Consider the following 19,824-nt stretch of genomic DNA (forward strand, 5'->3'; position numbering starts at 1 on the left):
ATGATTCAGATCGCCCCATCAATTCTGGCCGCGAACTACGCCGCCCTCGGCGAGGACGTGCGCAAGGTTCCCAACGCGGACCTGATTCACGTGGACATCATGGACGGCCACTTCGTGCCCAACCTCTCCTTCGGGCCGGACGTGACAAAGGCGGTAAACGGGGTGACCGACCAGTTCCTGGACATGCACCTGATGATCGAGGAGCCGGAGCGCTGGTTCGAAACCTACGTCCAAGCTGGCGGCGACCGGCTGGTGTTCCACGTTGAGGCCACCGTCGACCACGTCGCGGCCGCGAGGCAGTGCCGCGAGCTGGGCGTGCAGTCCGGTTTTGCCATCAAGCCCGGCACCGCGATTGAGCCGTACCTGGACGATCTGGAGCACTTCGACCAGGTCATGGTCATGAGCGTGGAGCCCGGCTTCGGCGGGCAGAAGTTCATGCCGGAGGTCTTAAGCAAGGTCATGGTGCTGCGCGACCGCATCGCGGAGGCCAGCCTGGACACCATCATCGGCATCGACGGCGGCATCGCAAACGCCACCATCGCGCAGGCTGCGGAGGCCGGCGTGGACGCGTTCGTGGCCGGCTCCGCGGTCTTCGGCGCCGACAACCCGGGTGAGGCGGTGGAGCGCCTGCGCGAGCTCGCCCGCGAGGCCGCGCGAGGGTGACGGCGGAGCTCGGCGCCATCGCCGCCGCCATCGAGGCGGGCGAATCCGTCCGCGGCACCACCTCGCCGAACCCGCCGGTGGGCTGCGCGCTTATCGACGCCTCCGGTGAACTCATCGCCACCGGCGCAACCTCGCCCGCAGGCGGACCGCACGCGGAAATCAACGCCCTGCGAGACGCGGGCGAGCGCGCCCGGGGCGCGACCGCCGTGGTGACCCTGGAGCCGTGCAACCACACCGGCCGCACCGGCCCCTGCTCGCAGGCATTGGTGGAGGCGGGGATTAGACGGGTGGTGTACTTCACCGCCGACCCGAACGAGACGGCCGCCGGCGGGGCCGAGTACCTGCGCTCCCACGGCGTCGAGGTGGACTTCCAGCCGGTGCGGATCGCGGCGTTGCAGCCGTGGCTGCGCTCGGTGCGCCACAACCGTCCGAGCGTGACGCTGAAGTTCGCCTCCACGCTCGACGGCTTCACCGCCGCGACGGACGGCACGAGCAAGTGGATCACCGGCGATGAAGCCCGCGAGCTGGCGCACGAGGACCGCGCGAAGCTCGACGCCATCATCGTCGGCACCGGCACCGCGATCGCGGACGACCCGTCGCTGACCGCGCGCTTCCCGGACGGCACGCTGCGCGGGCACCAGCCGCGCCGCGTGGTCGTCGGCACGCGCGAGGTGCCCGAGGGCAACCTCACCCGCTTGGGCTTCGAGCAGTACGCCACACCCGAGGAGGCATTAGAAGCGCTGTGGGCAACCGGTGCGCGCGACGTGCTGGTCGAAGGCGGCGCGACGCTCGCCGCGAGCTTTCTCGAGCTGGATCTGGTGGACGCGGTGCAGGCCTACATCGCGCCCGCGCTTCTCGGCGCCGGCCGCGGGGTGCTCGACCGCGCGATCGCCGGCACCATCGCCGACGCCCGCCGCTTCCGCACCACCCTCGTGCGGCCGGTGGGAGGCGATGTGTTCATAGAAATGGAGAGAGATGTTTACGGGACTCGTTGAGGAAATCGGTGTGGTGGAGGAGCTGAAGCTGCTTGACGACGCCGTCCGGATCGCCGTGCGCGCCCCCAAGGTCACCGAGGACGCCGCCCCCGGCGACTCGATTGCCGTGGACGGGGTGTGCCTGACGGTGGTGGACAACGCGAACGGCACCTTCACCGCGGACGTGATGCGCGAGACCATGGACCGTTCCCGGCTCAGCACCTACGAGGCCGGCTCCGAGGTGAACCTGGAACGGGCGCTTGCCGCGGGCCAGCGGATGGGCGGCCACATCGTCCAGGGCCACGTCGACGGTGTGGCCGAGGTGGTCTCGCGCACCCCGTCGGAGCACTGGGAGGTGGTGCGCTTCACGCTGCCAAAGCAGCTTGAGCGCTACGTGGTGGAGAAGGGCTCCATCGCGGTCAACGGCACCTCGTTGACCGTTTCAGCGGTGGGCGAGGGCTACTTCGAGGTCTCGCTGATCCCCACCACGTTGCGCGAGACCACCGCTGGCGCGCTCGCCCCAGGCGACCCGGTGAACCTCGAGGTGGACATCGTGGCCAAATACGTTGAGAAGATGGTGCAGGGATAGGCTTGGACGGTATGACTTCCCCTAACTCCTTGAATACGGTCGAGGAGGCTATCGCCGCCATTCGCGCTGGCAAGGCCGTTGTTGTGGTGGACAGTGAGGACCGCGAGAACGAGGGCGACCTCATCTTCGCCGCCGAGGACGCCACCCCGGAGCTCGTCGCGTTCATGGTGTGCCACACCTCCGGCTACATCTGTGTTTCGATGCCGGATGAGCGCGCCACCGCACTCGAGCTGCCGCCGATGGTGGCCAACAACCAGGACCTGCACGGCACCGCCTACGCCGTCACCGTGGACGCGGCCACCGGTACCACCGGCATCTCCGCGCGCTCGCGCGCGACGACGATCGCCTTGCTTGCAGACGGCTCCGCCAACGCCTCGTCGTTTACCCGCCCCGGCCACGTGGTGCCCCTGCGCGCCAAGGCCGGCGGCGTGCTGGAACGCCCCGGCCACACGGAGGCGGCCGTGGACCTGGCGCGGCTGGCGGGCAAGACCCCGGTGGGCGCGCTGTGCGAGATCGTCTCCGAGGACGACCCCACCGACATGGCGCGTTTCGACGAGCTGCGCCGCTTCGCCAACACGCACGGGCTGCCCATGATCTCCATCGAGCAGCTGGCCGAATACCGCCGCCATCACGAACGCACCGTCGAGCGCGTCACCGCGGCGAAACTTCCCACCGAGTACGGCGAGTTCACCGCCGTGGGCTACCGCGACACTGTTTCCGGGGTGGAGCATGTGGCGTTGGTTGCCGGAGGCGTCGAGAAGCTGCGGGAAGCAACAGATGTGCTGGTGCGGGTGCACTCCGAATGCCTCACCGGCGACGTGTTCGGCTCCACGCGCTGCGACTGCGGCCCGCAGCTGCGCGAATCCATGCGGCGCATCCGAAAAGCGGGGCGCGGCGTGGTGGTGTACCTGCGCGGGCACGAGGGCCGCGGCATTGGACTCATGGCGAAGCTGCAGGCCTACAGGCTGCAGGACGCGGGTCTGGACACCGTGGACGCCAACCTGGAGCAGGGCCTGCCGGCGGACGCGCGGGAGTACTCCGCGGCCGGGCAGATCCTGGCGGATCTGGGGGTGGGCACCTTCGAGCTGCTCACCAACAACCCGGACAAGTCCGACGCGCTGGCGGGTTACGGCCCTGCGGTGGCGCGCCGCAGTAGGATCGAGATCGTTCCCACACACGACAACATCAAGTACCTGCGCACCAAGCGCGACCGGATGGGCCACGACCTACCTGGTGTGGCCGAATGGCTCCACGCCCATCCGGGGTACGCAACCTAAACGGACCCAAAAGGAGCTGCAAGTGGCATCGAGTGGAGCACCCGAGGACTATTCCATACAGGCGGAGGGCATGACCATCGCCGTGGTTTACACCCGGTGGAACGACAAGATCGTCGACCTGCTGCGCGCCGGCGCGCGGGATGAGGCCCGGGAGCTCGGCGTGAAGGTGGAGGAGTACGCCGTCGCCGGCGCCCTCGAGCTGCCGGTGGTGGTCCAGGCGTGCGCTAAGCGTTACGACGCCGTGGTGGCCCTCGGCTGCGTCATCCGCGGCGAAACCGCCCACTTCCAGTACGTGTGCGACTCCGTGACCGCAGGGCTGACCCGCGTGGCGTTGGATGAGCAGACTCCGGTGGGCAACGGCGTGCTCACCGTCGACGACGAGGACCAGGCCTACGAGCGCGCCGGTGGCGAGGACGCCAAGGAAGACAAGGGTGCCGAGGCCATGCGCGCCGCCGCCGGTACAGCCGCGGAGCTGCGCAAAGTTCGCGCTCTGCCGTTGAAGGGCTAAGGTAGCCCGGAGGGCGTGGGGCGGCCTTTGGGACGCTGCCACGCAACATGCTCGAGCGCTTGTAAGGAGTAACGGCAGTGGCTGATCAGGCTGAACAGCACAACCCCACGGGACTTTCGGGCCGGGACGAGATTGCCTACCTCAACGCGCTCGACCCGCACGCCACCACCACCACGAAACCGTGGGAGCTGGAGCTGTCCTCGAAGTTTCTGCGCAAGGTCGCCGTCGGCTGGATCGTTGTGGTCATGGCGGTGCACGTGTTCATGTCCTGGGCCGTGGACGCCGAATTCACCGGCGTGTCCATCACCGACCTGGACAAGTTCGCCTTCATCGGCGTCGGCCTGATCATCTCCGTGCTGTCCTGGATCGCGCTGACCCGACCGCGGGTGCGCGCGAACGAGGACGGCGTGCAGGTGCGCAACATCATCGGCACCCGCTATTACCCGTGGGCCGTGATCTACGGGCTGAGCTTCCCCAAAGGCTCGCGCATGGCGCGCCTTGAGCTGCCGGAATTCGAGTACGTGCCGCTATGGGCGATCCAGTCCGGTGACAAGGAAGACGCCTTGAAGGCCGTGGATGACTTCCGCGCGCTCGAAGCCAAGTACATGCCGCAGGACTAAGCGTTGGCGGACCCGCAAAGCTACCGCCCGGCGCCGGGCACGATTCCGACCGACCCCGGGGTGTACAAGTTCCGCGACCGCGACGGCCGCGTCATCTACGTGGGCAAGGCGAAAAGCCTGCGCGCGCGCCTGAACAACTACTTCCAGCCGCCGCACACGCTGCACCCGCGCACCCGCCAGATGGTCTACACCGGCGCGTCCGTGGAGTGGACTGTGGTGGCCTCCGAGGTGGAGGCGCTGCAGCTGGAGTACACCTGGATCAAGCGCTTCGACCCGTGGTTCAACGTCATGTACCGCGACGACAAGACCTACCCCATGCTCGCGGTGAGCGTGAAGGAGCGCTACCCGCGCGCGTTCTTCTACCGCGGCCCGAAGCGCAAGGGGGTGCGCTACTTCGGGCCCTACTCTCACGCGTGGGCGGTGCGCGAAACACTGGACCTGCTCACGCGCGTGTTTCCGATCCGGACCTGCTCGAACGGTGTGTTCAACCGCCACGAGTCGCTGGGGCGGCCGTGCCTGCTCGGCTACATCGACAAGTGCGCCGCCCCGTGCGTGGGGCGCGTGGACGAGGCCGAGTACGACGAGATCGTGCAGGGCTTCTTGGGCTTCATGTCGGGGCGTACCGACCAGCTCGTGCGCGGCATCACCGCACAGATGCAGGAAGCTAGTGAGAACCTGGAGTTTGAGAAGGCGGCCAGGCTTCGCGACGACTTGGGCGCCGTGAACAAGGTCATGGAACGCCAGACGGTCGTCTTAGGGCAAAACACTGACGCCGACGTCATCGCTTTCGACACCGACGAGCTCGAAGCGGCGGTGCAGATCTTCAACGTGCGCGACGGGCGCATCCGGGCCCAGCGCGGCTGGGTGGTGGAAAAGACCGGCGATGAGCCCGGCGCCGCCGAGCGGCTGGAAGAGGGGCAGAAAGACCCGACCTTGCCGACGCTGATGCAGAACTTCCTTGTGCAGTACTACTCCGACGCGGTGGAGCGGGTCCGCCAGGAGCAGGAGGAAGACCGCACGATCGAGGCGCAGAAGGTGCGCCGCCGCGGCGTGGACCAGGAGTCCCGCGCCAAGGCGGAGGCGCCGATGCCGGTGCCGCGCGAAATCCTTGTGGAGACGCTGCCGGCGGAACTGCCAGAGGTCACCGAGCTGCTCGCGGAGCTGCGCGGCGGCCCGGTGGAGATCCGCGTGCCGCAGCGCGGCGACAAGCGCGCGCTGATGGAGACGGTGCACAAGAACGCCTCGGAGGCGCTGCACCAGCACAAGCTCAAGCGCGTCGGCGATCTCACCGCCCGCTCCCAGGCGCTGCAGGACATCCAGGACGCCCTCGGGATGGACGAGGCGCCGCTGCGCATCGAGTGCACCGATATTTCCCACATCCAGGGCACCGACGTGGTGGCGTCGCTTGTGGTGTTCGAGGACGGTTTGCCCAAGAAGAACGACTACCGCCGCTACCGCATCAAGGAGGCCGCCGGCGACGGCCGCTCCGACGACGTCGGCTCCATCGCCGAGGTGACCCGGCGCCGCTTCAAGCGCTACAACGAGGACAAGCTGGCTAACCCGGACGAGGTCGCGGAGGAGCAGACCTTCGCGGACGAGGCGGACGAGTCCACCGGCGCGAAGCGGTTCGCCTACCCGCCGCAGCTGTTCATCGTCGACGGCGGCAAGCCCCAGGTCACCGCAGCGCAGGCGGTGTTCGACGAGCTGGGCATCGTGGACGTGCAGCTCATCGGGCTAGCCAAGCGCCTTGAGGAGGTGTGGGTGCCGGACGACGACGAGCCGATCATCCTGCCCCGCAACTCCGAGGGCATGTACCTGCTGCAGCAGATCCGCGACGAGGCGCACCGGTTCGCCATCACGTACCACCGCCAGCAGCGCTCCAAGCGGATGCGCGCCTCGGCGCTGGACGCGGTGCCGGGGCTGGGGCCGGCCCGGCGCACGGACCTGGTTAAGCACTTCGGCTCCGTGAAGAAGATCAAGGAAGCGACGGTGGAGGAGATCCAGCAGGTCAAGGGTGTGGGCCCGAAGCTCGCGGAGACCATCTACCAGCATCTGCACCAGTAGAAGCGGGTTGCTAATCGACGGCACGTCGCCCCCTCCTTGTCTAGGATGTTCCTTATGTCCACGACATCCTCCGCACACGCATTGCCCCAGGAAGATTCCGCGACCCCGATGCGCCCTGTGATCATCACGGGCCTGTCGGGCGGCGGCCTGTCCACGGCAGCGAAGGTCTTTGAGGACAAGGGCTTTTTCGTCTCCCAGAACCTGCCGCCGCAGCTGATTCTGGAGCTGGTGGACCTGGCCGCCGCGGACGATTCCCCGGTGGAGCGCCTCGCGGTGGTCACCGACATCCGCGCGGCGAAATTCAACGGGTCCCTCATGGAGACCATCGCGGCGATCCGGGACCGCGACCACCAGCCGTTCGTCCTGTTCCTGGAGGCGCGCGACGACGTGCTGATCCGCCGCTTCGACTCGGTGCGCCGCACCCACCCGCTGCAGGGCGACGGGACGCTGCAGTCCGGCATCGAGCGCGAGCGCGAAGAGATGGAGGAGCTGCGCGCGTCCGCGGACGTCATCATCGACACCTCGAACCTGTCGGTGCACGACCTGCGCCGCGCGGTGGAGGCTTCCGTCGGCGAGCTGCCGGTGGGCCGGCAACACGTCACCATCGAATCCTTCGGGTTCAAGCACGGCTCGCCGCGCGACGCTGATATTGTGCTTGACGTTCGTTTCCTGCCAAACCCGTACTGGGTGGAGGGGCTCCGGGAGTTCCGCGGCGTGGACAAGGCGGTTTCTGACTACGTGTTGAGCCAGGACGGTGCCCGCGAGTACGTGGACAACTTCGTCGACCTGCTCTCTAGCACCCTGGGCGGCTACCGCCACGAGGGCAAGGACTTCATCACCGTCGGCATCGGCTGCACGGGCGGGCACCACCGCTCAGTGGCGGTGGCGGAGGCCGTCGGAAAGCGTCTGCGCCAGCAGGGGCAGGTGGATGTCAATGTGATCCACCGCGATCTTGAGCGCCACTAAGCGAGCCGGTTAGGCCATCAGAAAGAAGGGACAATTGAGCCATACGTCGTTCACGTGCCTCGGGGGAGGGCACGGCTTGTACCAGACGCTTACCGCCGCGCGCGAAGCCGGCGCGTCCACGATCAACGCGGTGGTCACCGTGGCGGACGACGGTGGATCGTCCGGGCGCTTGCGCCGCGAGATGGAGATCGTCCCGCCCGGGGATCTGCGAATGGCGCTGGCGGCCCTGACAGCCGAAGGCGAGGACGGCGCGCAGTGGCGCGAGACCCTGCAGCACCGCTTCGGCGGGCACGGCGCCATGGCCGGCCACGCGCTGGGCAACCTGTTGATCACCGGGCTGGCCGAGCGCCTCGGCGACACCCAGGCCGCCCTGGATCAGGTGGCCGCCTGGACCGGATCCGCCGGCCGCGTCATCCCGGTGTGCCCGCAGCCGCTGGACATCGAGGCGGACGTGGCGGGCCTGGACGACGACCCGCGCGTGCTGCGCTCCGTGCGCGGCCAGGTGGCGGTGGCCACCACCCCCGGGGCGGTGCGGCGTGTGCGCCTCACCCCGGCGCAGCCAGCCGCGAGTGAGGCGGCGGTGCAGGCGATCATGGACGCGGACATGGTGACCATCGGGCCCGGCTCCTGGTTCTCCTCGGTGATCCCGCACATCCTCGTGCCCGACATCGCCCAGGCGCTCAATGAGACCTCGGCGACCGTCGCGGTGATCCTGAACCTCTCGCCGGAGGCGGGGGAGACCCACGGGTTCACCACAGAACGTCACATCCACGTGTTCTCCCAGCACGCCCCGCAGCTGCACGTGGACTACTTCCTCGCCGATGAGCGCACCGCCACCTCCGACGGCGAGCGCGACAACATCGCCCGCGCCGCCGCTCGTTTGGACGCAGAGGTCGCCTTCGCCCCGCTGCGCGAGGTGGACGCCGTGGGCGCACCGCTGAACCGCCACGACCCGAAGCAATTGGCATCTGCCCTCAAGGCGCTGCGCCCGGCACGATAGAATGCTGGGCGGTTCCAAGCTGCAACACACGTAAACGAGGGGAGGCGCCGGTGGCGCTCACGGCCAAGGTCAAGGACGAACTCCTGCGCGCCACCGGCGGCGGGCTGGAGGCGCGCGCCGCGGAAGCGGCCGCGCTGATCCGGTTCGGCGGGGAGATCCAGCCGGCGGAGGGCGGGGTGGCCATCGTCGCAGATTTTGAGGAAGAAGCGGTCGCGCGGCGCTTAGCCAGCACGGTGGCCGATTTGTGCGCGGTGGAGGCGAGTGTGGAGCTACTTGCGCCGTCTTCAGGCAACCGCGAGTCGCGGTACGAGGTGCGCGTCGATGACGGCGCGGCGGACGTCATCCGCCGCTTGAAGCTCGTCACCGCGTCCGGCCACCCGGTCGTGGGGATGCCGCGGCAGGTCATTTCCGGCGACATGGCCGGTGTCGAGGCCGCGTGGCGCGGGGCCTTTCTCGCGCGCGGGCGACTGGCTGAACCGGGCCGGACCGCCACCCTCGAGGTCGCCTGCCCGGGCCAGGAAGCCGCGCTGGCACTGGTCGGGCTCGCCCGGCGCCTGGGCCTGACGGCGAAGACCCGCGAGACCCGCGGCGTCGAGCGGGTGACCTTGCGCGACGGCGAGGCGATCGGCATCCTGCTCAGCCGCATGGGCGCGCCGGCAACCCGCATCGAATGGGACACGAAGCGCGAATCCCGCGCAGTCAAGGCGAAGGCGAACAGCAGGCTCGCCACGTTCGACGACGCGAACACCCGCCGCTCGGCGCAGGCGGCGGCCGCGGCGGCGGCCCGCGTGGAGCGCGCCATGGAGATCCTCGGCGACGACGTCCCCGAGCACCTCGCCGAAGCCGGCTACCTGCGCGTGGAGCACCGCCACGCTTCCCTGGAGGAGCTGGGGCGCCTGGCGGACCCGCAGATGACCAAGGACGCGGTGGCTGGACGCATCCGGCGCCTGCTCTCGCTCGCAGACAAGCGCGCCTCGGAACTGGGCGTGGAGGACACGCACGGGAGCCCGACCACCTAAAACCTGCACGGGTGACATACTTCACAGTGGGTGCTGCGCGGCCGGAGTCGGGGGTGGAAGCGGCGGAAATGGCTCCCCCTGAGACGTGGAAACGGGCATAAACCAACATCCGGGGCGGGTGGCAATTGCTGTTGCTACCCCTGGTTTCGTCGTTAAGCAAAACGTTATCTGCAGGTAGGGGACCTGCTCATTACACTCGGGGGTGGACCGACAGACCACGAGCACGAGGAGTGTTGACTGTGACTACCCGCATTGGCATCAACGGTTTCGGCCGCATCGGCCGCGCAGCGCTGCGCATCATCGAGGACGAGTACAAGGGCGAGCTCGAAGTGGTGAAGATCAACGATCTCACCGACAACGAGACCCTGGCGCACCTGATGAAGTACGACACAGCGTACGGCCAGTTCAACCACGACATTGAGCACGACGACGACTCCATCACCATCGACGGCCGCCGCATCGAGGTCTCTGCGGAGAAGGACCCAGCCAACCTCGCCTGGGGCGACTCCGACGTGGACATCGTGCTCGAGTGCACCGGCGTCTTCCGCAAGGGCCCGGATGCCAAGGCGCACATCGACGCTGGCGCGAGGAAGGTCATCATCTCCGCACCGGGCAAGGAAGTCGACGGCACCTACGTCTGGGGCGTCAACCACGCCGACTACACCGGCTCCGAGGACGTCATCTCCGCCGCATCCTGCACCACCAACTCTCTCGCGCCGGTGGCGAAGGTGCTCGACGAGGCGTTCGGCATCGAGCGCGGCCTGATGACCACCGTGCACGCCTACACCGGCGACCAGCGCCTCCAGGACGCGCCGCACAAGGACCTGCGCCGCGCCCGCGCCGCCGCCCAGAACATCGTGCCCACCACCACCGGCGCCGCAAAGGCCGTTGCGCTGGTGCTGCCGAACCTGGAGGGCAAGCTTGACGGCTTCGCCATGCGCGTGCCCACCATCACCGGTTCCGCCACCGACCTCACCGTCACCCTGGGCAAGGAGGCCACGGTCGAGGAGGTTAACGCAGCGGTAAAGAAGGCCGCCGAGGACGCCGAGTTCGGCCAGGCGCTGCTCTACACCGAGGACCCGATCGTCTCCTCCGACATCATCGGCAACTCCCACGGCGCGATCTTCGACGCCGGCATGACCCGCGTGATTGACGGCAACATGGTCAAGATCATTTCGTGGTACGACAACGAGTGGTCCTACACCTCCCAGTACATCCGCCTGACCAAGTTCGTGGCGGACAAGCTCTAAGGAGCTTGAGTTGCGGGTCTGCGGTGCTTCCGGCACGGCGGACCCGTTTTTCATACGATGGTGAGTGTTCACAGAGCAAAGGAGACACCTATGACCAAGAACTTGCAGCAGCTTCTCGACGAAGGCGTGGACGGCCGCCACGTCCTGGTCCGGTCCGACTTCAACGTCCCCCTGGACGACAACGGCAACATCACCGACGCCGGCCGCATCGACGCCTCCCTGCCCACCCTGAAGGCGCTGCTGGACGGCGGCGCGAAGGTGATCGTCATGGCGCACCTGGGCCGCCCGAAGGGCGAGGTCAACCCGAAGTTCTCCCTCGCGCCGGTGGCGGAGGCGCTGTCTGAGCGCCTGGGCCAGTTCGTCCCGCTCGCCGGCGACGTCTCCGGCGAGGACGCCCACGAGCGCGCCAACGGCCTGACCGAGGGCGAGATCCTCCTGCTCGAAAACGTCCGCTTCGACGCGCGCGAGACCTCCAAGGACGAGGCGGAGCGCACCGCTTTCGCCGAGGAGCTCGCCGCGCTTGCGGCCGACAACGGCGCGTTCGTCTCCGACGGCTTCGGCGTTGTGCACCGCGCGCAGGCCTCCGTTTTCGACGTGGCGAAGAAGCTCCCGGCCTACGCCGGCTACCTCGTGGACAAGGAGGTGGAGACCCTGTCTTCTGTCAAGGACAACCCGCAGCACCCGTACGTGGTGGTGCTGGGCGGCTCCAAGGTCTCCGACAAGCTGGGCGTGATCGAGGCGCTGGCGGAGAAGGCCGACAAGATCATCATCGGCGGCGGCATGTGCTACACCTTCCTCGCCGCCCAGGGCCACAACGTGCAGAAGTCGCTGCTGCAGGAGGACATGGTGGACACCTGCAAGGAGCTCATTGAGCGCTTCGGCGACAAGCTGCTGCTGCCTGTGGACGTCGCTGCCGGCGCGGAGTTCGACAAGGACACCGAGAAGAAGATCGTCGGCCTGGACGAGATCCCGGAGGGCTGGATGGGCCTGGACATCGGACCCGAAACCGCCAAGAACTACGCCGAGGCCATCAAGGACTCCAAGACCGTGTTCTGGAACGGGCCGATGGGTGTGTTCGAGTTCCCGAACTTCGCCGACGGCACCAAGGCCGTCGCCGAGGCCATGATCGCGGCGACGAAGGAGAACGGCTCCTTCACCGTGGTCGGCGGCGGCGACTCCGCGGCGTCGGTGCGCACCCTCGGCCTTGACGAGGGCGGCTTCAGCCACATCTCCACCGGCGGCGGCGCCTCCCTCGAGCTGATCGAGGGCAAGGAACTGCCGGGCGTATCTGTTCTGAACTAGGAGGTTTGCAACCCATGGCACGCACGCCACTTATCGCGGGCAACTGGAAGATGAACCACGACCACCTCGAGGCCATCCAGAGTGCCCAAAAGCTCGCCTTCGCGTTTCCGAAGGACGGCTACGAGTACGTCGACATCGCGCTGACGGTCCCGTTCACGGACCTGCGCTCCATTCAGACCCTGGTGGAGGGCGACAAGCTCAAGATCACCTACGGTGCCCAGGACGTCTCCGAGCACGACAACGGCGCCTACACCGGCGACATTTCCGCGTCCATGCTGGAGAAGCTGGGGTGCTCCTGGGTGGTCGTCGGCCACTCGGAGCGCCGCGAGTACCACGGCGAGACCAACGAGCAGGTCGCCGCGAAGGCTGCCAAGGCCATTGAGCACGGCATCGCACCGATCGTCTGCGTGGGCGAGCCGCTCGAGGTGCGCGAGGCGGGCGAGCACGTGGAATTCGTCGTGAAGCAGGCGCGCGAGTCGCTCGCCGGAGTGGACCTGTCCAAGGCCGTCATCGCCTACGAGCCGGTCTGGGCGATCGGCACCGGCAAGGTCGCCTCGGCCGAGGATGCCCAGGAGGTCTGCCACGGCATCCGCGAGCTCGTGCGCGAGCTTAGCGACGACTCCGTCGCCGACGCGATCCGCATCCTCTACGGCGGCTCCGTCAAGGCCGACACGGTCGCCGAGATCATCTCGCAGCCGGACGTGGACGGCGGCCTGGTCGGCGGCGCCTCCCTGGACGGGCAGGACTTTGCCAAGCTCGCCGCGGCGGCCGCCAACGCGGTGATGTAAGTCGCTGCCGGGATTGTTCGAGCGGTGGTGTAAGCTCATCGGGAGTTTGCACCATCGCCCATTTTGAAAGGTGTCGCACACATGGCTTTAGCCCTTGAGATTGTGCTGGTGATCGCCGCGATCCTCATGACCGTCTTCGTCCTGCTCCACAAGGGCAAGGGCGGCGGCCTGTCCAGCCTGTTCGGCGGCGGCGTCCAGGCCAACCTGTCCGGTTCGACCACGGTGGAGAAGAACCTCGACCGCGTCACCGTGCTGCTGGCCCTGATCTGGATCCTCTGCATCATCGGCCTGAATCTGATTCAGACCTACGCGGTCTAAGCACCCGCCGAACTAGAACGGTCCTGTTGCGTCCTTCGTGGCGAACAGGACCGTTTCTTTACGCCCAATAGCGCCGGCGACCGGCCAGTCGTCGGCGGCCCCGGCCCCGTCGGAGGCGTGGCTCGCCGCCTCCGCCTTCTCCGCGCCAGAGACCAGCAGCCACACCCGGTCGGCGGACTGCACCGCCGGCAGCGTCAGGGTGGCGCGCTCGGCGGGCGGCTTCGGCGAGTCCGTCACCGCCACGACCATCGCGTCGCGCTCGCGCACCGCGTCGGTGTGGGGGAACAGGGAGTTGATGTGGCCCTCGCCGCCCATGCCCAAAAGGTGGAGGTCGAAGCCGTCGTCGTCGATAAGCTCGCGGTAGCGCTGCACCGCGGCGTCCATCGGGCCGCCGTCGAGGCCGTAGCCGTGGATGTTCTCCTCCGGGATGTCCACCTTGGACAGCAGCGCCGCGCGGGCCTGCCCCTCGTTGGAGTCGGGGTGGTCAGCCGGCACGTTGCGCTCGTCGCCGAAGAAGACCTCCACGCGCGACCAGTCGATGTCCTCGTCGGCGAGGCGCTCCAGCAGGGCGATGCCGGCGGTGCCGCCGGTGAGCACCACGCGTGCGGTGCGGCCCTCCGCGTGGACATCGGACATGAGGGCGGTGAACCGGGAGGTCGCGGCGTCGAGAAGCGATGCAAGATCCTTAAAGCTCATTGTGTACTCCTTGAAGTCCGCGCAGCGCGCGCTCGTAGGTGGTGTCCGGGCCGAGGTGGCGCAGGTCCTCGGCGAGGCTTTCGGCCTCGGTGCGCTCGCCCATGGCCACGAACGAATCGGCGTTGCCGGGGGCGGAGATACGCACGGTGTGGCTGTCCTGGACCGCTACCCCCACGTCGCCACCGTCGCAGTGCAGCACCAAGCGGGCGATGGGGAAGTCGCCGGCCGCCTCGCCGGCGCAGCGTGTCACGTCCACGCCCAGGCTGGAGGCGAGCCAGCCGGCGGCGAGGTCCACGCTTGGGTCCCCGGCGGCGCCCGCGATCTCGGCGGAATGAACGTGCTTGCCGGGGTGGCGGTCCAGGGCGGAGGCGACGATGCCGCGCCACGGCGTGATGCGCGACCACATCATGTCCGAATCGCCGTGCTCGTAGCCGTCCGTGAGCTGCTTCAGCGTCACGCCGTTCGTGCCGCGGCGCAGGTTCGTGATGCGTCGCTGGGCGATGCGGCCCAGCTGCGTGCCGGACGGGTGCTTCGGCGCCTTCTGCGGCCAGCACGCCACCACCGGGGTGTCCGGCAGCAGCAGCGGCGTGACCACCGCGCCCATGTGGCCAGTCAGCTCGCCGTACAGGCGCATGACCACCACCTCGGAGGCGCCGGCGTCGGTGGCCACCAGCACTTGCGCGTCGAGGCGGGTTTCGGCTTCCGGGTCGCCGGAAATGAGCACCAGCACGCGGGCGGGGTGCTCGAAGGAGGCGTCGCGCAGGGTGGCGAGTGTCTCGTCGATGCTGTCGTCGCGCGCGTCGTCGATGGCCACCAGCAGGGTGAGCACGCGCCCGGTGGCCAGTGAGTGGCGCTCCCGTGCGTGGGAGAGCTCGGCGGCGATGGCTTTGGTGGTGGTGTCCGGCAGTTCGGTGATCATGCTCGAGCCTTTCTTGCTTATGGACGCCGCCAAGCCCGGCCGTCTTTCGACAGCATGCGCTCGGCGGAGGCCGGCCCCCAGGTGCCGGCGGCGTAATCGTCGGGGCTGCCTTGCTCGGCCCAGTAATCCAGTACCGGATCCAGGATCTCCCAGCTGCGCTCCACCTCGGAGTTGGTGGGAAACAGGCTGGACTCGTCGAGCAGCGCGTCCAGGATGAGGCGTTCGTAGGCCTCGGGGGACTGCTCGGTGAATGCCTCGGAGTAGGCGAAGTCCATGTTCACGTCGCGCAGCTCCATGCCGGGGCCGGGGACCTTGGAGCCGAAGCGCATGAGCACGCCCTCGTCCGGCTGGACGCGGATGACCACGGCGTTGTTTGTGAGCAGGTCCGTCTGCCCCTGGGAGAACGGTTGGTAGGGAGGGTGCTTGAACACCAGCGCGATTTCGGTGACGCGGCGGCCCAGCCGCTTGCCGGTGCGCAGGTAGAACGGCACGCCGGCCCAGCGGCGCGAATCGATCTGCAGGGTGCAGGCGGCAAACGTCTCGGTGGTGGAATTCGGGTCGAACCCTTCCTCCTCGCGCAGGCCCACGACCTTCTTGGAGCCCTGCCACCCGGCGGTGTACTGCCCGCGGGCGGTGGTCTTGCCGAACGGGCCCACCGCGGAGGTGGCGCGCAGCACCTTGAGTTTCTCGGCGCGCAGCTGGCCGGGGGAGAACGAGGTCGGCTCCTCCATGGCAACCAGGGCGAGCAGCTGGATCAGGTGGTTCTGGATCACGTCGCGGGCGGCGCCGATGCCGTCGTAGTAGCTGGCGCGCCCGCCCAGGCCGATGTCCTCGGCCATGGTGATCTGCACGTGGTCGATGTAGTGGGAGTTCCACACCGGCTCAAACATCTGGTTGGAAAAGCGCAGCGCCAGGATGTTCTGCACCGTTTCCTTGCCCAGGTAGTGGTCGATGCGGAACACGGACCGCTCGTCGAACACCGCGCCGACGACCTCGTTGAGCTCTTTGGCGGAGGTGAGGTCGTGGCCGAACGGCTTTTCAATGATCACGCGGCGCCACTGGTTTTCGCCCTCGTGGGCCATGCCGGAGCGGTCCAGCTGGTGGACCACCTCGGCGAAAAACTCCGGCGGCACGGACAGGTAGTAGGCCCAGTTGCCGGCGGTGCCGCGCTGCTTGTCGCTGCGCTTGCAGGTGGCGGCGAGGCGGTCGAAGGCGTCGTCGTCGTCGAAGTTGCCCTGGACGAACTCGAGGCCCTCGGCGAGGCGCTGCCACACGTTCTCGTGGAACTCGGTGCGCGCGCCTTCGTCGACAGCTTTGCGCACGTACGCCTCGAAGTCGGCCTTGGACCAGTCGCGCCGCCCGTAGCCGACCAGCGTGAACCCGCCCGGCAGAAGGCCGCGGTTGGCCAAATCGTAGACCGCCGGCAGCAGCTTCTTGCGGGCGAGGTCGCCGGTGACCCCGAAGATCACCATGCCGGAGGGCCCGGCGATCTGGGGGAGGCGTTTGTCGGCGGGGGAGCGCAGCGGGTTGGTCCACTGCTGGTGCGGTGAAGTCACGTTAGGCGAGCCTAGCAGTCATGGAATCGAGCAGCTCCTGCCACGCGTCCACGAACTTCTCCACGCCTTCGCGCTCCAGCACTGCGACCACGTCGTCGAGGTCGATGCCCACGCTCCGCAGCGCCGCGAAGGTCTCGCGGGAGACGGCTTCGGTGCCGGTGAGGGTGTCGCCGTGCACGCCGCCGTCGCGAAGCACAGCGTCGAGCGTCTTCTCCGGCATCGTGTTCACGGTCTGCGGGCCGGCGAGCTCGGTGACGTACATCGTCGCAGGGTAGGCCGGGTTCTTCACACCGGTCGACGCCCACAGGGGGCGCTGGGCGTTCGCGTTCGCAGGAAGCTTATCGACGTCAGCGCCGCCGAACTCACGCTCAAACAGCGCATACGCCAACCGCGCGTTGGCGATGCCCGCCTTGCCGCGCAGCGCCAGCGCTTCGTCGGTGCCGATGGCCCCCAGGCGCTTGTCCACCTCGGTGTCCATGCGGGAGACGAAGAACGACGCCACCGAGTGGATGCGGCTGACATCGTGGCCGTTGGCGGCGGCCTTGCGGATGCCGTCCTTGTAGGCGTCGATGACTTGCTGGTAGCGCTCCACGGAGAAGATCAGGGTGACGTTGACGGAGATGCCCTCGGCCAGTGCGGCGGTGACGGCGGGCAGCGACTCGTCGGTCGCCGGGATCTTGATCATGAGGTTGTCGCGGTCCACCAGCTGCCACAGCTCGCGGGCCTGCGCGATGGTCTTTTGCTCGTCGGCGGCGAAGCGCGGGTCCACCTCGATGGAGACGCGGCCGTCCTTGCCGCCGGTGGCCTCGTAGGTGTCGCGGAAGAGGTCGCAGGCGTCCTGCACATCCTTGACGCTCATGGCGTAGACAGCGGCGTCGGCGGTGGTGCCAGCCTGCTTCAGCTCGGCGAGCTGCTCGTCGTAGTGGTTGCCGGAACCCATGGCAGCGGCGAAGATCGCCGGGTTCGTGGTCACACCCACGATGGACTTCGCGTCCTTCACCTCGGCGAGGTTGCCGGTGGCGATGCGCTCGCGGGAGAGGTCGTCGAGCCAGGTGGAGGTGCCGGCCTGGTACAGATCGTCGATAGCAGTCATGCCGCAACCCTACTTTCCGTCGCCGCGGGTCGGCTCAGCCTCGGTGTCGCCGACGCGCACGCTCGTCGCCACGCTGCGCTCCTCGCGCACGCACTCGAGGGTCTCGCGGCCGGTGCGAACGACGTTGTCGGTGGTGAAGCCGAAGCGCTCGAACAGCTCCGCACCCGGCGCGGAGGCGCCGAAGTGCTCCAGGGACACCGCGCGGCCGTATTCGCCGAGGAAGCGGAACCACGGCATGGAGGTCGCGGCCTCGACGGACACGCGGGCCTTGACATCGCGCGGCAGCACGGAGTCGATGTAGGCATCGTCCTGCTCCATGAACCAGTCCATGGACGGCACGGACACCACGCGGGTGGCGGTGCCCTCGGACTCGAGGACCTTGGCGGCCTCGACGGCGTACTGCACCTCGGAGCCGGAGGCCATGAGGATCACGTCCGGGGTGTCGGCGGATTCTTCGACCAGCACGTAGGCGCCGCGGGCCACGCCGTCGAAGGCCTTCTCCTTGGTGCCCTCGAGCACGGGCAGGTTCTGGCGGGACAGCGCCAGCGCCTTCGGCTGCTCCTTCGCCTCGAGCGCGGCGATCCAGGCGGCCGAGGTCTCGTTCGCGTCCGCCGGCCGGATCACGGCGACATCCGGGATGGCGCGCAGGGCGGCGAGGGTCTCCACCGGCTGGTGGGTCGGGCCGTCCTCGCCAAGCCCGATGGAGTCGTGGGTGAACACGTAGTAGCCGTCGATGCCGGACAAGGCGGCGACACGGATGGCGGGGTAGAGGTACTCGGAGAAGATGAGGAAGGTGCCGCCGTAGACGCGGGTGCCGCCGTGCAGGGCGATGCCGTTCATCACCGCGCCCATGGCGTGCTCGCGGATGCCGAAGTGCAGGTTGCGGCCGTAGGGGTCGGCGGAGAACATCTCGGTGGAAATGGAGCGCGGGCCGAAGGACCTCTCGCCCTCGATCAGGGTGTTGTTGGACCCTGCCAGGTCGGCGGAGCCGCCCCACAGCTCAGGCAGCGCGGCCGCGGCGGCCTGGATCGCGGCCGCGGACGCCTTGCGGGTGGCCACACCCTTCGCGTCCGGCTCCCAGGTGGGGAAGTCCTTCTTCCAATCCGTCGGCAGCTCGCGGGCTGTGAGGCGGTCCAGCAGCGCCTTGCGCTCAGGGTTCGCCTCGGCCCAGGCGTTGAACTTCTCGTCCCAGACGGCCCGCTTCTCTGCGGCGCGCTCGCGCAGCTTGCGGGTGTGAGCGATCACCTCATCCTCTTCCGGGAAGTTCACCGCCGGGTCGAAGCCGAGCGCCTCCTTGACCGCGGCGACCTCGTCGGCGCCGAGTGCCGCGCCGTGGATGGCGCCGGTGTTCATCAGGTTCGGGGCCGGGTAGCCGATCACGGTTTTCACGCGGATGATCGTCGGCTTGGTCGGCTCCGCCTTCGCCTCGGCCACGGCGGCCTCGATGGCGGCGACGTCCTCGCCGGATTCGACGGTAAGCGTCTGCCAGCCGTAGGCGTCGTAACGCTTGAGCACGTCCTCAGTGAACGCGATTTGGGTGTCGTCCTCGATGGAGATGCGGTTGTCGTCCCAGAACAGGATGAGGTTGCCCAGCTGCTGGGTGCCGGCGAGCGAGGACGCCTCGGCGGTCACACCCTCCTGCAGGCAGCCGTCGCCGGCGACGACGTAGATGTAGTGGTCGAAGGGCGACTCGCCGGCGGGGGCGTCGGGGTCGAACAGGCCACGTTCACGTCGAGAAGCCATCGCCATGCCCACTGCGGAAGCGAGGCCCTGGCCGAGCGGGCCGGTGGTGATCTCGATGTGTTCGGTGTGGTTGTACTCCGGGTGGCCCGGGGTCTTCGAACCCCAGGTGCGCAGGTCCTTCAGGTCCTGCAGCTCCAGGCCGAAGCCGCCGAGGTACAGCTGCACATACTGCGTGAGCGAGGAGTGGCCGTTGGACAGCACGAAGCGGTCGCGGCCCACCCAATCCTTGTCGGTCGGGTCCACGTCCATCACGCGCTGGAACAGGGTGTAGGCCAGTGGCGCGAGGCTCATGGCGGTGCCAGGGTGTCCGGAACCGCAGTTTTCCACCGCGTCGGCGGCGAGCACCCTGGCCGTGTCAACGGCGCGGGTGTCGGTCTCGGTCCAATCCTGCGGGTAGTTGCGCTCGGTCATTGCCTGCAGTTTCGGGGGCAGCGTCATGGGGTCCTCGCTTTCTTTAAGGTCGCACAAAAGCATATCGC

19 protein-coding genes are annotated in these 19,824 nt (G+C 68.2%); 14 read left to right on the forward strand and 5 right to left on the reverse strand.

The window, feature by feature from the left end:
* The 14 genes from rpe (at position 1) to secG (ending at position 13,338) form a co-directional block, all read left to right on the forward strand.
* Positions 1-663: a ribulose-phosphate 3-epimerase gene (gene rpe, locus ACF3NP_RS03670; protein WP_181888485.1), complete on the forward strand. Its 663-nt coding sequence runs from the start codon at positions 1-3 to the stop codon at positions 661-663.
* The gene (gene ribD / locus ACF3NP_RS03675; protein WP_392398976.1) at positions 660-1,658 is read left to right on the forward strand and encodes a bifunctional diaminohydroxyphosphoribosylaminopyrimidine deaminase/5-amino-6-(5-phosphoribosylamino)uracil reductase RibD; all 999 of its coding nucleotides are present in this window, start codon (positions 660-662) and stop codon (positions 1,656-1,658) included. Before rpe ends, ribD begins: the two co-directional genes overlap by 4 nt.
* Positions 1,639-2,226 (forward strand): riboflavin synthase, encoded by a 588-nt coding sequence (locus tag ACF3NP_RS03680; protein ID WP_181888484.1) that lies wholly within the window; start codon positions 1,639-1,641, stop codon positions 2,224-2,226. The genes ribD and ACF3NP_RS03680 overlap by 20 nt, the downstream gene beginning before the upstream one ends.
* A gap of 11 nt (positions 2,227-2,237) precedes the next feature.
* Positions 2,238-3,503, forward strand: coding sequence for a bifunctional 3,4-dihydroxy-2-butanone-4-phosphate synthase/GTP cyclohydrolase II (locus ACF3NP_RS03685; protein ID WP_181888483.1), 1,266 nt, complete (start codon positions 2,238-2,240; stop codon positions 3,501-3,503).
* A gap of 22 nt (positions 3,504-3,525) precedes the next feature.
* The gene (gene ribH, locus ACF3NP_RS03690) at positions 3,526-4,011 is read left to right on the forward strand and encodes a 6,7-dimethyl-8-ribityllumazine synthase (RefSeq protein WP_181888482.1); all 486 of its coding nucleotides are present in this window, start codon (positions 3,526-3,528) and stop codon (positions 4,009-4,011) included.
* A 77-nt stretch (positions 4,012-4,088) separates the two neighbouring features.
* Positions 4,089-4,631, forward strand: a complete 543-nt coding sequence (locus ACF3NP_RS03695; RefSeq protein WP_181888481.1) for a PH domain-containing protein — start codon at positions 4,089-4,091, stop codon at positions 4,629-4,631.
* A 3-nt stretch (positions 4,632-4,634) separates the two neighbouring features.
* Entirely contained in the window at positions 4,635-6,695 is a 2,061-nt protein-coding gene (uvrC, locus tag ACF3NP_RS03700) for an excinuclease ABC subunit UvrC (RefSeq protein WP_392398977.1), read from the forward strand.
* 54 nt (positions 6,696-6,749) lie between these two features.
* A complete protein-coding gene (gene rapZ / locus ACF3NP_RS03705) occupies positions 6,750-7,661 on the forward strand; it encodes an RNase adapter RapZ (RefSeq protein WP_239355801.1) in 912 nt (303 codons plus the stop codon).
* 76 nt (positions 7,662-7,737) lie between these two features.
* A complete protein-coding gene (locus tag ACF3NP_RS03710) occupies positions 7,738-8,661 on the forward strand; it encodes a gluconeogenesis factor YvcK family protein (protein WP_239406319.1) in 924 nt (307 codons plus the stop codon).
* A 50-nt stretch (positions 8,662-8,711) separates the two neighbouring features.
* Complete coding sequence (whiA, locus tag ACF3NP_RS03715) at positions 8,712-9,680, forward strand: DNA-binding protein WhiA (protein ID WP_239306434.1); 969 nt, start codon at positions 8,712-8,714, stop codon at positions 9,678-9,680.
* A gap of 239 nt (positions 9,681-9,919) precedes the next feature.
* Positions 9,920-10,930 carry a type I glyceraldehyde-3-phosphate dehydrogenase gene (gene gap, locus ACF3NP_RS03720; protein WP_269951920.1) on the forward strand — a complete coding sequence of 337 codons (1,011 nt, stop codon included), beginning with the start codon at positions 9,920-9,922 and terminating at the stop codon, positions 10,928-10,930.
* A gap of 90 nt (positions 10,931-11,020) precedes the next feature.
* The gene (locus ACF3NP_RS03725) at positions 11,021-12,232 is read left to right on the forward strand and encodes a phosphoglycerate kinase (RefSeq protein ID WP_181888476.1); all 1,212 of its coding nucleotides are present in this window, start codon (positions 11,021-11,023) and stop codon (positions 12,230-12,232) included.
* 14 nt (positions 12,233-12,246) lie between these two features.
* Positions 12,247-13,020, forward strand: a complete 774-nt coding sequence (tpiA, locus tag ACF3NP_RS03730; protein ID WP_269509770.1) for a triose-phosphate isomerase — start codon at positions 12,247-12,249, stop codon at positions 13,018-13,020.
* Between the two features lie 81 nt (positions 13,021-13,101).
* Positions 13,102-13,338 carry a preprotein translocase subunit SecG gene (gene secG, locus ACF3NP_RS03735; RefSeq protein ID WP_070473991.1) on the forward strand — a complete coding sequence of 79 codons (237 nt, stop codon included), beginning with the start codon at positions 13,102-13,104 and terminating at the stop codon, positions 13,336-13,338.
* Between the two features lie 12 nt (positions 13,339-13,350).
* Here the strand turns inward: secG and pgl are convergent, their stop codons facing one another.
* The 5 genes from pgl to tkt are packed head-to-tail and all read right to left on the reverse strand — an operon-like array spanning position 13,351 to position 19,783.
* Positions 13,351-14,034, reverse strand: a complete 684-nt coding sequence (pgl, locus tag ACF3NP_RS03740; RefSeq protein WP_392398978.1) for a 6-phosphogluconolactonase — start codon at positions 14,032-14,034, stop codon at positions 13,351-13,353.
* A complete protein-coding gene (locus ACF3NP_RS03745; protein ID WP_392398979.1) occupies positions 14,024-14,953 on the reverse strand; it encodes a glucose-6-phosphate dehydrogenase assembly protein OpcA in 930 nt (309 codons plus the stop codon). Before ACF3NP_RS03745 ends, pgl begins: the two co-directional genes overlap by 11 nt.
* Before the next feature lie 17 nt (positions 14,954-14,970).
* Positions 14,971-16,509 carry a glucose-6-phosphate dehydrogenase gene (gene zwf / locus ACF3NP_RS03750; protein ID WP_392398980.1) on the reverse strand — a complete coding sequence of 513 codons (1,539 nt, stop codon included), beginning with the start codon at positions 16,507-16,509 and terminating at the stop codon, positions 14,971-14,973.
* A gap of 1 nt (position 16,510) precedes the next feature.
* Positions 16,511-17,602: a transaldolase gene (gene tal / locus ACF3NP_RS03755; RefSeq protein ID WP_392398981.1), complete on the reverse strand. Its 1,092-nt coding sequence runs from the start codon at positions 17,600-17,602 to the stop codon at positions 16,511-16,513.
* A gap of 9 nt (positions 17,603-17,611) precedes the next feature.
* Positions 17,612-19,783, reverse strand: a complete 2,172-nt coding sequence (gene tkt, locus ACF3NP_RS03760; RefSeq protein ID WP_181888468.1) for a transketolase — start codon at positions 19,781-19,783, stop codon at positions 17,612-17,614.
* Positions 19,784-19,824 lie beyond the last annotated feature (41 nt).

It is taken from the genome of Corynebacterium lehmanniae (genome assembly GCF_043161975.1).
GTDB lineage: Bacteria > Actinomycetota > Actinomycetes > Mycobacteriales > Mycobacteriaceae > Corynebacterium > Corynebacterium lehmanniae.

Excerpts from the sequence above, each read along its gene's own strand:
- tpiA (WP_269509770.1), top strand. The coding sequence starts at position 12,247 with ATGGCACGCACGCCACTTATCGCGGGCAACTGGAAGATGAACCACGAC.
- tkt (WP_181888468.1), bottom strand. The coding sequence starts at position 19,783 with ATGACGCTGCCCCCGAAACTGCAGGCAATGACCGAGCGCAACTACCCG.
- rapZ (WP_239355801.1), top strand. The coding sequence starts at position 6,750 with ATGTCCACGACATCCTCCGCACACGCATTGCCCCAGGAAGATTCCGCG.
- tal (WP_392398981.1), bottom strand. The coding sequence starts at position 17,602 with ATGACTGCTATCGACGATCTGTACCAGGCCGGCACCTCCACCTGGCTC.
- rpe (WP_181888485.1), top strand. The coding sequence starts at position 1 with ATGATTCAGATCGCCCCATCAATTCTGGCCGCGAACTACGCCGCCCTC.
- ACF3NP_RS03745 (WP_392398979.1), bottom strand. The coding sequence starts at position 14,953 with ATGATCACCGAACTGCCGGACACCACCACCAAAGCCATCGCCGCCGAG.
- secG (WP_070473991.1), top strand. The coding sequence starts at position 13,102 with ATGGCTTTAGCCCTTGAGATTGTGCTGGTGATCGCCGCGATCCTCATG.
- ACF3NP_RS03725 (WP_181888476.1), top strand. The coding sequence starts at position 11,021 with ATGACCAAGAACTTGCAGCAGCTTCTCGACGAAGGCGTGGACGGCCGC.
- ACF3NP_RS03685 (WP_181888483.1), top strand. The coding sequence starts at position 2,238 with ATGACTTCCCCTAACTCCTTGAATACGGTCGAGGAGGCTATCGCCGCC.
- pgl (WP_392398978.1), bottom strand. The coding sequence starts at position 14,034 with ATGAGCTTTAAGGATCTTGCATCGCTTCTCGACGCCGCGACCTCCCGG.
- ACF3NP_RS03680 (WP_181888484.1), top strand. The coding sequence starts at position 1,639 with ATGTTTACGGGACTCGTTGAGGAAATCGGTGTGGTGGAGGAGCTGAAG.